This is a genomic window from Desulfosoma sp. (genome assembly GCA_037481875.1).
GTDB lineage: Bacteria > Desulfobacterota > Syntrophobacteria > Syntrophobacterales > DSM-9756 > Desulfosoma.
This window is the reverse complement of sequence record JBBFKY010000001.1, coordinates 104,257-117,827: the sequence shown is the minus strand read 5'-3', so window position 1 is coordinate 117,827 and position 13,571 is coordinate 104,257. Positions and strand designations below refer to the sequence as shown.

The following is a 13,571-nucleotide window of genomic DNA, read 5'->3' as shown; positions in this document are numbered from 1 at the left end:
AAAAAACGGATGACACTCGTGAGACTTCCATCTCTAAGACATACTGAAATGTTGGACAAAGCGGCCGCTGGAGCCCTCTATCTATTTGCTTTCACCGCCTTGCTGAGCACCACCGTGGCTACGGTGGCGCTGTGGACCCTCGTGGGCCTTTATCTTTTAAAAGCTCCTTCCAACGGCTTTCATCACGCTCGATGGTTGTTTCGTCCGTGGGCAGCGCTTTTCGGTTACCTCATCTGGAGAACCCTCGCAGCACTGTTCCAGAGACCGGAGTGGGCCGGTTATCATTGGGAAGGATTTTGGGGATGGGCCAGGCTTATGCTCTTTCCGGTGGTGGCTTGGTGGTGCCAGGGGGATGAAAAGGTATGCCGCCGGCTGCTTGGAGTCGGCCTGGCAGGGCTTGTGGTGGGCATGCTGCGCGTGTTGGATCTGGATACTTTGCAAGGCGCCTATCAAGGCATGCGCACCGGTTTTCACTTGCGTATCGTAGCCTTTGGCCTTTACGCAGGGTCATTCTTGTGGGCCTTGGTGTGCTTTGCACCGTCTTTCTTTCAGGCTCGTCGTTACAAAGGTCTCTGGATCTTGCTCTGGGCCGGACTTCTCGTCCTTCTCGGACAATCGCTTTTTTTCACACAATCACGAGGTGTCTTTTTAGGTTTTGGGGTGACGGCTTTTATTGTCACAGGGATTTTGTTTCTGTCCAAGACAAGGGTCCCATCTCAAAATTTTCTGCGACCCCTTAAAAGGGCTCTTCTTGTCTTTTGGGTCCTCCTTGGGATCATTGCGATGTTTAATTGGCACCTTTTTGAAAAAAGGTGGAAAGAGGAAAGCCACACCCTGTTTCAACTAAAATCCTTTGATTTCACGCAGCCGGCACATGATTCAACGGGTTACCGAGCCCATCTTTACCGGTTCGCACTGGAAGGCATTTCCCAAAACCCTTTGTGGGGCTTAGGTCCGGCCACATCCAAGCGATTCATTCAGGAAAGCGGCCGAAAGACCCTGCAAGCCCCCAACTGGAAAGGGCAAATGCAATGGTGGGATCACCTGCACAGCACGCAATTGGAAATTCTTTATCATTTCGGGGCGGTTGGAGGTCTGTTGTGGCTCTGGATGTATGGGGCCCTGTTCTGGGGTGCCCATCGTTCCTGGAAAGAAGGGGCGCTGAACACCTCCATGTGGCTCTTCTCCCTGGCTTCCCTGATCTATCTCTTCCTTTGGGCTATTTTTGATTTTCGAAGCCTACATCCGGATTGGCGTTTCTTCTGGAACTATCTTGCAGGCATCATCGCGGCAACCCCTCTTTTTCCGCACTTACCTCGAGACATCAAGGAATCCAGTCCATGAGCCCAAAGTCCATAACAAAACCGCCTCACATGACGCTGGTGACCTTTTCGGCCGGAGACGGTGGCAATGACAAGATGCTCGTGCATCTGGCTCGAGGACTGTCCGAACACGGCTGTACAGTGGACTTCATGACACGTTCAGGAGAGGCTCCCTATCTGGATAAACTTCCTTCCCGTGTGCGTCTGATCATTGTCAACGAAAAGTCTTCAAGAAATCTTACGGAGTTCCTTGCCCACCACGTGTCTGAAGCTCGACCCGATGTCCTTCTTTCCGGAAAAAGAAGCGATGAGGAAGCACTTGCGGCGGTACGCATGGCGAAGACGGACACTCGAGTCTTCTTTCGGGTCGGGACAACCTTTTCGGCTCGCTACGAAAACCGCTGGAAACTGACAAGCTGGTGGCGGTTGCGGCGTCTTCGCCGTCTTTTTCCTCAGGCGGACGGGATCCTTGCCGTCTCTCGAGGCGTCGCCCAGGATGTGATGCGCCTTTTCAGGGTTCCTATTGAAAAGATTCATGTGGTGCCCAATCCTGTGGTCACTCCGGAAATGCTTTCGACCCCTCCCTCAGTCCCGCTTCATCCTTTTTACGTGTCCCCACGCCAAGTTCCCATCGTGGTCGGTATGGGAGGTCTTCGTAAAGCCAAGGATTTTCCCACACTTCTCCAAGCCTTTGCCATCATGGTCCACACAAAGCCAGCTCGGCTTATCATTCTGGGTCAGGGCCACCTCAAAAAAAAGCTTGAAGCTCTAAGCCGATCCCTGAACATTGCTTCGTGGACGGATTTTCCCGGCTTTGTGGAAAATCCTTATGGCTATCTCGCCCATGCCGACCTTTTTGTTTTGTCATCCTTGTGGGAAGGTTCCCCCAATGTGCTGACGGAAGCTTTGGCCATGGGAACACCTGTAGTCTCCACGGATTGCCCGAGTGGTCCACGAGAAATTTTGCAGGACGGTCGCTACGGCCGCCTCGTGCCGGTCCGAGATCCTCAGGCCATGGCTCGAGCTATGCTGGAGATTCTGGAAAAGCGTCCTGACCCTTCCTTTCTCAAAGAAGCCGTCACCAACTACACGCTCACTGCCAGCACTCGTGAACATCTCAGAGCCTTCGGATTCCTTTCCACGGAAACAAACCGAATGCCTGATGCACCTAGCCGCTCACCTCGATACCAGGAGCCCAACCCGTGAAGATCACTCATGCCCCATGGCGGCTTGCCCTTTTCCTAGCCACATCGGGTCACAGCGGTGTGGACCGAATCATGAAAAACTTTATCGTTGAGCTGGGCACAAGACCCATCGCCGTGGATCTTCTTCAGGTCCAGGGGCATGGGCCTTTTCTGGAGAAGGTGCCCGAAAACGTTCGACTTGTTCCTTTGGGAACCCGACATGTGCAATCGAGTCTTTTGAGGTTGGCGCATTACTTGCGGACCGAACGTCCGGACGCGCTCTTGTGCGATAAGGATCGAGTGAACCGAACAGCCCTGCTTGCTGCGTCCATGGCCGGATTCAAAGGGCGCCTGGTGGTGCGCATAGGAACCACGGTCTCCAAGAATCTCGAAGGACGCGGCTTCGGTCATCGTTTTTTGCAATACTGGAGCATTCGGCATTTGTACGGCAAGGCTCATGCGGTGGTGGTGCCTTCTCAAGGGGCTGCGAAAGATTTGTGTTCGATCGCGTCCTTGCCCCCCGGACTGGTTCGCGTTCTGCCTTCTCCCGTGGTCACGAAAGATCTTGAAACCCTGGGAAGAGAACCTGTGCATCATCCGTGGTTTGCTTCAGAGGCCTATTCGGTCATTCTGGGAGCTGGGGAGCTTTGCGAACGAAAAGACTTTGCGACCCTCATTCGAGCCTTCGCCGCGCTGCCCGCTCAGAACCCTTATCGCTTGGTGATTCTGGGTAAAGGCAAAAAGCGGGAACCTCTGGAAAAATTAGCGAAAGCTCTGGGCGTTGCCGATCGCGTCGCTTTTCCTGGATTTGTGAAGAATCCTTACGCTTACATGGCCAGATCCCGTGTTTTTGTCCTTTCTTCCACTTGTGAAGGTCTTCCCGTCGTGCTCATGGAAGCCATGGCTTTAGGAATTCCCGTAGCTTCTACAGACTGTCCCAGCGGTCCTCGAGAAATTCTGGATCAGGGAAGGCTCGGCCCCTTGGTTCCTGTGAAATCCTGGGAAAAGCTGGCCGAAGCCATCACCTTCCTGATGGACCATCCCCCTGACAGCGAAGCTCTCAAGGCCGCCGTGTCTCGCTACCGTGTTTCAGAAGCCACAAACGCTTACTTGCAAGTCTTGGGGAACGAAGACGTTCCTCGGACTGACTCATGAAGGAAGACACCTTGGTTTCTCGAAGGCCCGTGACACTTTTTCTAAACTTTTCCGGTCAAGGCGGTGTGGAACGCATGATGCTGCATCTTGCGGAAGGACTCCAGCACCTCTATGGCTCGGTTGAAATTGTGGCCGTCAAAAAGCGAAGCTTGTTTCTTCAAAATAAACACCTAACGGTTCCGCTGCGATCCTTGGGCGTGCGTCATACATTTCAAAGCCTTCCACAACTGGCTCTTTACTTAAGAAAAACCCGTCCGATCGCGCTTCTTGCCGCCAAGGACCGAGCCAACCAAGTCGCCGTAATGGCTCGAGCCCTTGCCAAAACGTCCACTCGAATCGTTTTGCGTCTCGGAACAACCATTTCCGCTGCCATCGAACATAAATCGCGGCTTCACAAAGCGGCCTGGGCTTTCCCCATCCGGCTCCTTTATCCCAAAGCGGATGCTGTGGTGGCCGTTTCCCAAGGTGTGGCGCAAGACCTTTTGAACATTTTGGGGCGTCCTCTAAATTCCCTTGTCGTTATTCCTAACCCGGTGATCACACCACGCCTTGGCCTTCAAGCAAACGAACCGCTCAGTCATTCCTGGTTCGACGACCCCTCGACTCCGGTATTGGTCGGTATGGGCAGGCTGACCACTCAAAAAGATTTCCCCACATTACTGCGAGCCTTTCAAAGGGTTCGATCTTCCAGACCGTGCCGGCTCATCCTGCTTGGAGAAGGATCCCATCGGCGAAAACTTGAAACATTGGCGCACGAACTTGGTATCGCCCAAGATGTTTTCCTGGCGGGGTTTGTGACGAATCCCTATCCATATCTCAGAAAGGCGTCCGTCTTTGTGCTCTCGTCCCTATGGGAAGGGTCTCCCAATGCTCTGACGGAAGCCATGGCTTTGGGCGCACCGGTGGTGGCGACCGATTGCCCCAGCGGCCCACGAGAAATCCTTCAGGGCGGAACCATAGCCCCCTTGGTTCCCATGGGAAATCCCGATGCCATGGCTGCGGCCATTCTTGACATGTTGGACCACCCACCTGATAAAGAGCGTCTGCGGCGGGCCGTAGCGCCTTATACAGTGGAAAACAGCGCCCGCATGTACTTGAAAGTTCTTTTGGGGAATGACCGATAATTTCTCAGCGATAAAAAAAGGAGAAGTTCACCCTTGTTGCTTTCGCCGAAATACAAGTTTCTCTTCGTGCACATTCCCAAAACGGGAGGTACCAGCATTCGCGTGGCCTTGCGGGGCTATAAATGGCGGGACCCTTACCGAATTCCCCTTTCCCTTTGCAGCCGGTTAAGCGCTCTGTTCGGGCATCGATTGGCCTGCAAACTGCCACGACACGCCAAGGCCATCGCCGCCAAGGAAATGCTTCCCCGTGAATTTTTCGACAGCCTTTTTAAGTTCGCCTTCGTTCGAAATCCTTGGGACTTGCAGGTCAGCTCCTTTCACCATATTCGACGGGAACGCCCCCACTTGATGCAAGGATTCAGCACTTTCGAGGACTTTCTTAAGTACAAATTGGACCCGGATCGGCCTTATGTTTTCCATTTTGACGTGTCCATTGAACGTCAGTCGGATTATCTCGTGGATCTGGACGGAAGTCTTATCGTGGATTTTGTGGGACGCTACGAACGCTTCGAGCAAGATTTTCATGAAGCCTGTCAAAGAATCGGCATTCAAACCCCTCGTCTACCTCATAAACGAAGAGCTGCAGACCGACGAGATTACAGGGCTTATTACACGGACGAAACAGCCGAGCTAGTCGCTCGACACTTCCAAAAGGACATCGAACTTTTCGGCTACCACTTTGACGATCTCGTGAAATCGTGAACCGTAAATCGTCAATGGTGATTGGTAAATCGTGAAGTCGTAAATTGTGATTTGTGAGTGGGGGAAAAGGTACCGCGATTTCACGACTTCACGACTTTACGTACTCATGCCAGTTCTTTCCACACGGCGTCGGCCAACCCTATGGAATGGGTGGCTTCGAAAAGGCGTACGGCTTCTTCGTAGGCATGCGCTGTGATGCGTTCCTTGTACTCGGCAGGAATGGCGTTGAGCTTGGCCGCGAACACCTTGTTGGCGTTCTTGATGTTTCCGCCGACATTTCCCGTCTCCACAGCCCAAGCCCACATTTCCTGCCAAAGCTCATCAGGAATGCCCCGATACGGGCGTTTCACGTAGCCTTTTTCCGGCGTGGTGATGGCGTTCCCGTTCTGATTCATGGCAAAACCAAAGGATACGTTTTGCCAGAGTGTTCCCACATTGCCTTTACGGATACCGTAGTTGATAAAGGAAGTGATCTTTTCCAGCGATGTGCCTGTGATGCCATGTTGAGCGATATCCACGTCCCAGGGTTGAATGGCGTTCCAGATCTCCAGGGTAAGATCCAGCTGAATGCCTTCCTGAGCCGTTCCGAAATAGGTGCCGTGAATAGAACCGTTATTGATGGCCAAAAGATCCGGATGGACTCCGTTTTTCACCAAATTGCTGATGAACCACTCGGCCTCATCGGGACGTGTAAATCCTTCGGCACTGCCGCTTTTGGCGCCGATTTCTCCCAATTCCACTTCCAGACTCAAGCCCGCCTCGATGATTGGCCGAGCCAATTCAGTGGTGGCCTCCAGGTTCTTTTCGTTTTCCATATGGGAAGCATCAATGGCAAAAGACGTGTAACCCGCTTCCATCTCGGCGGCGATAAGGTCGCGAACGGAATCCTTGTCTTCCATTTTCTTCACGGTGATATGGTCCCCGTGAACGGCAAAGGGTACCTGGGTATTGCCCAGTCTTTCATTTTCCTTGACGATGAAGTCCACAAAGGAAGCGGGAGTGAATTCGGTGTAGGTCAGTTCCGATTTGGCGATTTCGTACATGACCGGTGCCTGAGTCGCCATGGAAGCCCGAATGATGCCTTCCACCGGCAGACGACAGCGAATGTTGGTGGCCATGATCATGCCCTTGTGTTTTTTGGCGGCTCGAAGCAATGCCTTGCCGTTCACTAGAGGCACGATGGAGTGAGGGAATCGTTTCTTGACGTTTTCAGGGCGATAATCTTTCCATGCCATAGGGGATGCTCCTTTTCTCGTAAGTTGTCTCAAGAAGGTTGTTTCCTCTATAGATAATCCTCGAAAAAAGCGCAAGTTTTGCCGAAAGGAGACTGAATGCCCGTGGACGATCAAGAGATCTCGGCTTTGAAGAACGCTCTTCGAGCACGTTTGCAGTCCGAGACGGAAACGTCGATTTTCAACACCTTTTTGGACTCCAGTTCAGGCAAGATCGCCGAAAGACTGCGCCGATGGACGGTCTATCAAAAGGCTTCCTGCATTCTCGTACCGCCTACGGCTTTCTTTCGACAGACCGCCTTGAATATCCTTTTGGACGGAAAAAACCTGATCTTTTCCTCTCCCAAAATGCATCAGGGCTTTTATCTTGTGAATCCCCAAAAGATTCCTCGCCCTCAAAGAGGCGCCGCCGCTTCCTTTCGATCGCCCAATCCATGGGCTCGCAACGTTCGTTATCGCCTAGGAGAAAAAGTCCGATTGGATGTTGTGGTCATGCCCTGTCTTGCGGCGTCCCATGACGGTGGCCGCCTCGGAGACGGATCGGGACTGATGGATTTACAGGTGGCATGTTTGGGTGCTCTGGAATGGCTTCATGCCGGCACGGTTGTGGTGGGAGTCGCCCCCGACACCCGTGTTCTGGAAACCATACCCATGAAATCCAACGATGCCCCCCTTCACTGGATCGTCACGGAAAGGAGAATCCTTCAAACCACCTGGCATGAAAACGCACGTGTGCCTATTTTATGGACGTTATTGGATAAAAAATCCATTCGTCGAAACGATGTTCTTTTTTTTCTAAAAGGAGGGAAAGACACGTCTTTTCCTTGCAGATTTCCGTAAGTTCGTTTATGGGAGCGGATCGATATGTCCGCAGGGTTTCAAACTTCCGATGCCAAAGAGGATGTTGAGACGCCATGAATTCCTTAAAACACCTGGGATTCCTGAAACAATTTCAAAGGCTGTGGATGCTCACGGTCGGCATCTTTCTTCTGACTCAGGTCTTTCCGGTGGTGACCTTTGCAGACGGAACCAAGTATACGGCTCAAGTGATCAAGTACCCTTACAATTTTGAATCGGAAACTGTCGTAGGGAAACCACGCCTTCATTTGGTCAAACAAGGGGAATCCCTTTTGGACATCGCTCGAGCCCACGGCTTGGGCTACAATGAAATGGCTCTGCTCTATCCCCTCATGGATCCTTGGCTTCCACCAAAACAAACGAGACTCATGATTCCCACTCTCTGGGTGCTTCCTCCCACTCGGCTGGAAGCCTTGGTCATCAACATTCCCGAACTGCGACTCTACTTCTTTGACAAAAGCTCCAAAACCGTCCAGACCTATCCCATCGGTATCGGCGATGAAGGATGGGAAACACCCATCAAGGAAGGCTATATTGCGGAAAAGAGACCCAACCCTGCGTGGTATATACCGGAATCCTTGCAAGCCAAATACGGAATGAAAGTGATGCCGCCCGGACCGGAAAATCCCCTTGGAGAATACATGATGAAATTGTCCATAGGCCCTTACGGCATTCATGGAACTCATATGCCCTGGGGCGTGGGACGGCTCGTGAGTCACGGCTGTATTCGGTGCTATCCGGAGCACATCCGTATTCTCTACCCTCAGGTGGCCGTGGGCACTCGTTTAGAAATTATTTATGAACCTGTAAAACTTGGAATCAAAAACGGTCGTGTTTACGTGGAAGCCCATCCGGATGTTTATAAAAAAATCCCCGACTACCAACGCTATGCCATGGAAAAATTGGATCGCTCCCCATGGGCTTCCAAAGTGGATCGGAGGCGATTCGCTTTGGCCGTGCGTCTTCAAAACGGAGTCCCTACGGACGTGAGTACACTGGAACCTCCGATTTTCACCATTTTGGTGGAAGACTTACGCAGCAGCAAAAATCCCCTTGATTTCGGCAGAAACGCCTTCTAGAATTCAGCGCTGGAGAGTGCGAGGAGTTGGTTTTGGGTGTTCCAACATACTTAACAGGAGGAAAGAGTCATGAAAAGGGTCCTAGCGGTTGTCTTTGTTCTCGCATTGTGCACATCGGTTCTTGGTGGCTGCGCCAGCCAAAGCGCCGTCAAGCAGCTTCAGGCGCAACAGGACCAGATGATGCAAAGACTGGATGCCTTGGAAAAGGCGCAAGTCGGCAATGTTCAGGCCTGTGAAAACGCCGCTCGTCGCGCCGAAGCGGCCGCCGATCGCGCAGAAAAGATGGCCAACAAGTGCGAATCGATTTTCATGAAACACATGAAGAAGTAACAACGCTGTATTTATCCGTTTCCTACAAAGAAAAAAGCCGGCGCTGCGTGCCGGCTTTTTTCTCTGAATCACTTTTTATCCATGGTGCCGAAAACGAATTTGCCCACCAACTCCTCCACATCTAAAGGCGGTTGTGTTTCTCGAATCCACCCGTAGGGGTGAATGACTTCGTCGGAGGCCCCTGCGGAAACAGCAATGTACTTATCCCCGATAATGCCCATGGTTTTGATGCTGGCAATGACGTCCTCTTCCAATTGCACATCCCTTTGAATGCGCAGCGTCACCACGGCGGCCCCGTCTTGAAGCTTAATATCTTCCACACGACCGATTTCCACACCGGCCATGGTTACAGCAGCCTTCTTTTTCAGGCCTGAGACATTGGAAAAGCGCGCATAGACGGTGTAGTCCCCCCCTCCCCAAAGACGCACATCTCCCAGGTTAAACGATAAATAGGCGACACAGACCAAACCGATAAGAATAAAGAGCCCTACGCCTGTCTCCACGGTCCACGATTGGCGATTCATCAGCACTTCTCCCAAGTCTATTCAGCGCATCTCTTGACGATTTTTACCTTGGTGTTCACCTCTGCACAAAAAGTCTCGATCTTTCCCGCCGGCCGCTCCTCATGCCCTTTTTGAGATGGCTAAAGCAGCAAAGATGTAGCGACGTAATCACTCACCAAAATGGCTACAGAAGAAATGACCACCGCGTCTGTCGTGGCCCGGCTCACATCTTCGGGGCCGAAACGTCCCTCATCCACGCCGGCGTAAAATCCCTTATAGGTGCAAACCCATATGAAAAGCACCGCAAAAAGAAAGGATTTAACGATGCCCATGGACACATCCACCCATTCCACAGACTTTTGCATCCCATCCAGGTAGGCTCCGGGATTCACCCCCAAAAGGGAAACCCCCACCAAGTAACCGCCGATAATACCCACGACATCAAAGAACGCGGTCAGCAAAGGCAGCGCTATGAGTGAAGCGACAAAACGCGGAGACACCAAATAGGCATGAGGATCAATGGCCATGCACTCCAGAGCGTCGATCTGCTCCTCAATACGCATGATACCAATTTCGGCGCAAATGGCCGATCCAGCCCGTCCGGTCACCATCAGAGCGGAAAGAACCGGACCCAATTCCCGAATGAGGCTCAAGGCCACGGCTGCTCCCAAAAGTCCTTCGGAACCGAATTTGGACAGAGTGTAATAGCCCTGCAGTCCCAGAACCATTCCCGTAAAGGCCGCGGTAAACCCGATCACGAAAAAGGATTTGGTTCCGATGAAATACACATGACGGACGATGCTATGAAATTTCTGGGGGGGACGAAAAACACCTCGCAGCGCGTCAAAGAGAAAAAGACCGGCACGGCCTGTCTTTTGAGCATGATTCAAACCCCATCGGCCTAATTGATCAAGAAAATAAATCACCTGGGACACGTTCGACTCCTATGCCCTCTTTTTGGCGCCCATGGTCGCCAGTCTCTTCTCATAGCGTTCCTGATCCACGGCCCTTGCATCGGGACGTCGTTCCAAAAACTGGCGCACTCGAATATCCTCACTGGACCGAACCGCCTCGGGAGTTCCAGCCACCAAGACTTTTCCGGCATCCATCACCACGATCTGGTCGGCAATGCGAAAGGCGCTTTCCAATTCATGGGTGACCACCACCAGGGTCATGCCCATGGCATGTTTAAGCTCCACCAGAAGATCATCCAGCCCCGCCGCCGTGATGGGATCCAAACCCGACGAGGGTTCATCCACGAAAAGAATCTCCGGGTCCATAACCATGGCTCGAGCCAACCCGGCACGCTTGCGCATACCTCCACTCAATTGGGACGGCATAAACTCGCCGAACTCCGTGAGCCCTACCTGGTGCAGTTTTATGTCCGTAATGATGCGAATGGTGCTTTCGGCAAGCCGTGTGTGCACGCGCAGAGGCACCGCCAAATTGTCCCGGACCGACAGGGAACTGAACAAGGCACCCCCTTGAAACAGGACCCCGATGCGCTTTCGGTATGCGTTCCACTGAGCGGGGGTGAAAAGGCCTGCATCGGCGCCATCCACGAAAAGAGATTCAGGAGAAGAAGGTTTAAGGCCGATAAGGTGGCGCAGGAGCGTGCTTTTGCCACAGCCGCTCACTCCCATAATGACCGTCACTTTGCCCTTGGGAATACTGAAACTGACCTCATGAAGCACGCTGCGGCCGCCATAGCTGCTGCTGAGGTTTCGAACTTGAATGATGGAATCGGTAAGACCTGTGTCGCCCTGTGCCATCCTTATTGTCCTGAAGGTCCTTGGTTCGGTGACGCCAGAAGGTTTTCCAATCGAGCCAAGCCGATGAGCCTTTGAACACTTTCAGGGACCTCTTCCAAGTAAAATGCTCCTCCCTGCCGTGTGGCTGCATTTCTTAATTCCACAAGAAGCGCCAACCCGGCTGTATCCATGCGTTCGACGGTAGAAAGATTCAAGAAAAGACGCCTGGGACGCTTACTTAAAACGGCTCGAAAAAGGCGGCGACGCACTTCCGGCACCGTATCTCGATCCAAGATTCCGTCCAAAACAATCCGACCCGTTCCGTCCTGTTCCCATGTTACGGAAAACGCCACCGTTCCTCCTTACTGCCGAGCCATAGAACGCCGGGCTACAAATCCATGAAGAATGCTCTGAGCTTTCCTTGACCCTTCCCGTACAGTGCGAATATATTGATGCCTCGTTATGGAAAACGCAAGCCATTAAGTCGGCATGATTCAAGGCATCAAAGGCATCGAGGAGTTTTCATGGACACAAATACTTCTTTTCCCGATGTTTTAACGGCCATTTACGAAAGGCGCAGTGTGCGCCACTTCAGTGACGCTCCGGTGGATCGAAAAACGGTGCTGGAATTATTGCGAGCCGCATCCTGGGCTCCTTCAGGCTTGAACAATCAACCGTGGCGTTTCGCTCTCATCTGGGATCCGGCATGGAAAGAAAAGCTCGCCGGGCTGACTCGTTACAGTGCGACCCTGAAGGCGGCGGCGGTGCTTGTGCCCGTTTTTCTCGATAAGGAAGGATCCTACGACTATGTGAAGGACTGTCAGGCCGTAGGAGCGGCTATTCAGAATTTTTTGTTGGCGGCTCATGCGTACGGGCTTGGAGCCGTCTGGATCGGAGAAATTCTCAAGAATAAAGAAGCTGTTCGAGAAAGACTGGGTCTTCCGGACCGTCTGGAGCTCATGGCGGTGATCGCTTTGGGCCATCCGGCCCATCGACAACAAAAGTCCCATCGTCGACCTTTGGAAGAACTCATTGTGTTGGAACGCTAAAAGCCGCCATGAAAGGTCATTTCGCCGGTTGAAAACCCCGGATCGCTGGTTTCCGCCGCCAGCCCGATACCTGGAGAGGAGCCTTCATGATCCTGGAACGACTTGTTGTGGGAATGCTGCAAACTAACTGCTACTTGCTCGCTGATGAAGAAACCCGGCAAGCTGTGGTAATCGACCCCGGAGGCGACGCGCCGAGAATCATCGGGCGTCTGGAGCAGCTTGGATTAAATCTGGCGGCCGTTTTAAACACTCACGGCCATTTCGATCATGTGCTGGACGCTTGGACCCTGAAGGAAAAGCTGGGCGGCCTTATCTTTTTGCATCCCAAAGATGAACCTTTGCTTATGGACCATAAGGTGGGTTTGGGGGCTATCTTTACAGCATCGGCTCGCTCGCCTCGAGGCAAAGTGGATGAATGGCTTGAAGAAGGTGAAGAGCTGTGTTTCGGAAAACTTCAACTCAGGGTCCTGGAAACCCCTGGGCACACGCCTGGGCATGTCGCTTTTCACCTGCCGGAAGCGAAGATTCTCTTCGTGGGGGACACCCTGTTTGCTGGGTCCATAGGGCGTACCGATTTTCCCGGGGGCTCTTATACGGAACTCATTCAGTCCGTCAAAAGCAAGATCTTTCCTCTGGACGATTCCACACGGGTGTTGCCGGGCCACGGACCGGAAACGACCGTGGGTCAAGAAAAACGGTTTAATCCTTTCTTCTGATCCATCAAAGGAGGCGGTTCATGCAGCGAAAAGCTCGAAAAATTTCGGGACTCCTGGGACTCGTCGTTCTGGTTCTTTCTCTGGGTGGCTGTGCTTGGTTCAACACTCAGACATCTTCGTCTCCCACGCCTGGATCCACGCCTGCCACTACGGCCTCGGCACCGACGGTCACACCCAGCTATTACGACTTTCCAGATATTCCTATTCCCAGTGAACTCTCGCTGGTCACCAAAGAATCCACCGTCTTTCAAGGGGGCGGTGTCAAAGGAGGCATGCTCACCCTGAAGGGCCGTGTGGAACCCGGTTCTGTCGTCAATTTCTTCATGGTAGCCATGGCTCGAGAAAACTGGAAGCACCGCGGCGATGTTCGATACCGAAAGTCCGTGTTGCTTTTTGAAAAACCGGACCGGTTTTGCATCATCAATATCCGTGAAAGCACCTACAACACCTACGTGGAAGTCTATGTGGTGCCCACGATGGCAGAGCATCGATCCGGAACCATGAAACCCACAAGCGATGCGTCCCCGGCTGAAACTTCCACCATCAAAAGTAAGAATATTCAATGA

Annotated in this window: 16 protein-coding genes; 11 read left to right on the top strand and 5 right to left on the bottom strand. The window is 52.6% G+C overall.

Annotation, left to right across the window (positions count from 1 at the left end):
- Positions 1-18 precede the first annotated feature (18 nt).
- The 5 genes from WHS46_00505 to WHS46_00485 are packed head-to-tail and all read left to right on the top strand — an operon-like array spanning position 19 to position 5,487.
- Positions 19-1,344 (top strand): O-antigen ligase family protein, encoded by a 1,326-nt coding sequence (locus WHS46_00505; protein MEJ5347154.1) that lies wholly within the window; start codon positions 19-21, stop codon positions 1,342-1,344.
- Positions 1,341-2,528 (top strand): glycosyltransferase, encoded by a 1,188-nt coding sequence (locus WHS46_00500; GenBank protein MEJ5347153.1) that lies wholly within the window; start codon positions 1,341-1,343, stop codon positions 2,526-2,528. The genes WHS46_00505 and WHS46_00500 overlap by 4 nt, the downstream gene beginning before the upstream one ends.
- A complete protein-coding gene (locus WHS46_00495; GenBank protein MEJ5347152.1) occupies positions 2,525-3,661 on the top strand; it encodes a glycosyltransferase in 1,137 nt (378 codons plus the stop codon). Before WHS46_00500 ends, WHS46_00495 begins: the two co-directional genes overlap by 4 nt.
- A complete protein-coding gene (locus WHS46_00490; GenBank protein MEJ5347151.1) occupies positions 3,658-4,785 on the top strand; it encodes a glycosyltransferase in 1,128 nt (375 codons plus the stop codon). Before WHS46_00495 ends, WHS46_00490 begins: the two co-directional genes overlap by 4 nt.
- Before the next feature lie 33 nt (positions 4,786-4,818).
- Positions 4,819-5,487: a sulfotransferase family 2 domain-containing protein gene (locus WHS46_00485; protein ID MEJ5347150.1), complete on the top strand. Its 669-nt coding sequence runs from the start codon at positions 4,819-4,821 to the stop codon at positions 5,485-5,487.
- A 104-nt stretch (positions 5,488-5,591) separates the two neighbouring features.
- Here the strand turns inward: WHS46_00485 and WHS46_00480 are convergent, their stop codons facing one another.
- Positions 5,592-6,722: a class II fructose-bisphosphate aldolase gene (locus WHS46_00480; protein MEJ5347149.1), complete on the bottom strand. Its 1,131-nt coding sequence runs from the start codon at positions 6,720-6,722 to the stop codon at positions 5,592-5,594.
- Positions 6,723-6,818: 96 nt separating this feature from the next.
- Between WHS46_00480 and WHS46_00475 the strand changes: the two genes are divergently transcribed.
- From WHS46_00475 to WHS46_00465, 3 genes are all read left to right on the top strand, one after another.
- On the top strand, positions 6,819-7,559 hold the full coding sequence (locus WHS46_00475; protein MEJ5347148.1) for a 5-formyltetrahydrofolate cyclo-ligase: 741 nt from the start codon (positions 6,819-6,821) through the stop codon (positions 7,557-7,559).
- A 74-nt stretch (positions 7,560-7,633) separates the two neighbouring features.
- Entirely contained in the window at positions 7,634-8,656 is a 1,023-nt protein-coding gene (locus tag WHS46_00470) for a L,D-transpeptidase family protein (protein MEJ5347147.1), read from the top strand.
- A gap of 69 nt (positions 8,657-8,725) precedes the next feature.
- Complete coding sequence (locus WHS46_00465; protein MEJ5347146.1) at positions 8,726-8,986, top strand: hypothetical protein; 261 nt, start codon at positions 8,726-8,728, stop codon at positions 8,984-8,986.
- 68 nt (positions 8,987-9,054) lie between these two features.
- On the opposite strand, the gene mlaD is transcribed toward WHS46_00465, so the two are convergent.
- The 4 genes from mlaD to WHS46_00445 all read right to left on the bottom strand — a co-directional run bounded on the left by mlaD (position 9,055) and on the right by WHS46_00445 (position 11,593).
- Complete coding sequence (gene mlaD / locus WHS46_00460) at positions 9,055-9,510, bottom strand: outer membrane lipid asymmetry maintenance protein MlaD (GenBank protein MEJ5347145.1); 456 nt, start codon at positions 9,508-9,510, stop codon at positions 9,055-9,057.
- 119 nt (positions 9,511-9,629) lie between these two features.
- Positions 9,630-10,424 carry an MlaE family lipid ABC transporter permease subunit gene (locus WHS46_00455; GenBank protein ID MEJ5347144.1) on the bottom strand — a complete coding sequence of 265 codons (795 nt, stop codon included), beginning with the start codon at positions 10,422-10,424 and terminating at the stop codon, positions 9,630-9,632.
- 9 nt (positions 10,425-10,433) lie between these two features.
- Positions 10,434-11,261 carry an ATP-binding cassette domain-containing protein gene (locus tag WHS46_00450; protein ID MEJ5347143.1) on the bottom strand — a complete coding sequence of 276 codons (828 nt, stop codon included), beginning with the start codon at positions 11,259-11,261 and terminating at the stop codon, positions 10,434-10,436.
- Positions 11,262-11,263: 2 nt separating this feature from the next.
- Positions 11,264-11,593, bottom strand: coding sequence for an STAS domain-containing protein (locus WHS46_00445; GenBank protein MEJ5347142.1), 330 nt, complete (start codon positions 11,591-11,593; stop codon positions 11,264-11,266).
- A gap of 171 nt (positions 11,594-11,764) precedes the next feature.
- On the opposite strand from WHS46_00445, the gene WHS46_00440 reads away from it, so the two are divergent.
- The 3 genes from WHS46_00440 to WHS46_00430 all read left to right on the top strand — a co-directional run bounded on the left by WHS46_00440 (position 11,765) and on the right by WHS46_00430 (position 13,571).
- Positions 11,765-12,289 (top strand): nitroreductase, encoded by a 525-nt coding sequence (locus tag WHS46_00440; GenBank protein ID MEJ5347141.1) that lies wholly within the window; start codon positions 11,765-11,767, stop codon positions 12,287-12,289.
- 86 nt (positions 12,290-12,375) lie between these two features.
- The gene (locus WHS46_00435) at positions 12,376-13,005 is read left to right on the top strand and encodes an MBL fold metallo-hydrolase (protein MEJ5347140.1); all 630 of its coding nucleotides are present in this window, start codon (positions 12,376-12,378) and stop codon (positions 13,003-13,005) included.
- A 20-nt stretch (positions 13,006-13,025) separates the two neighbouring features.
- Positions 13,026-13,571, top strand: coding sequence for a hypothetical protein (locus tag WHS46_00430; GenBank protein MEJ5347139.1), 546 nt, complete (start codon positions 13,026-13,028; stop codon positions 13,569-13,571).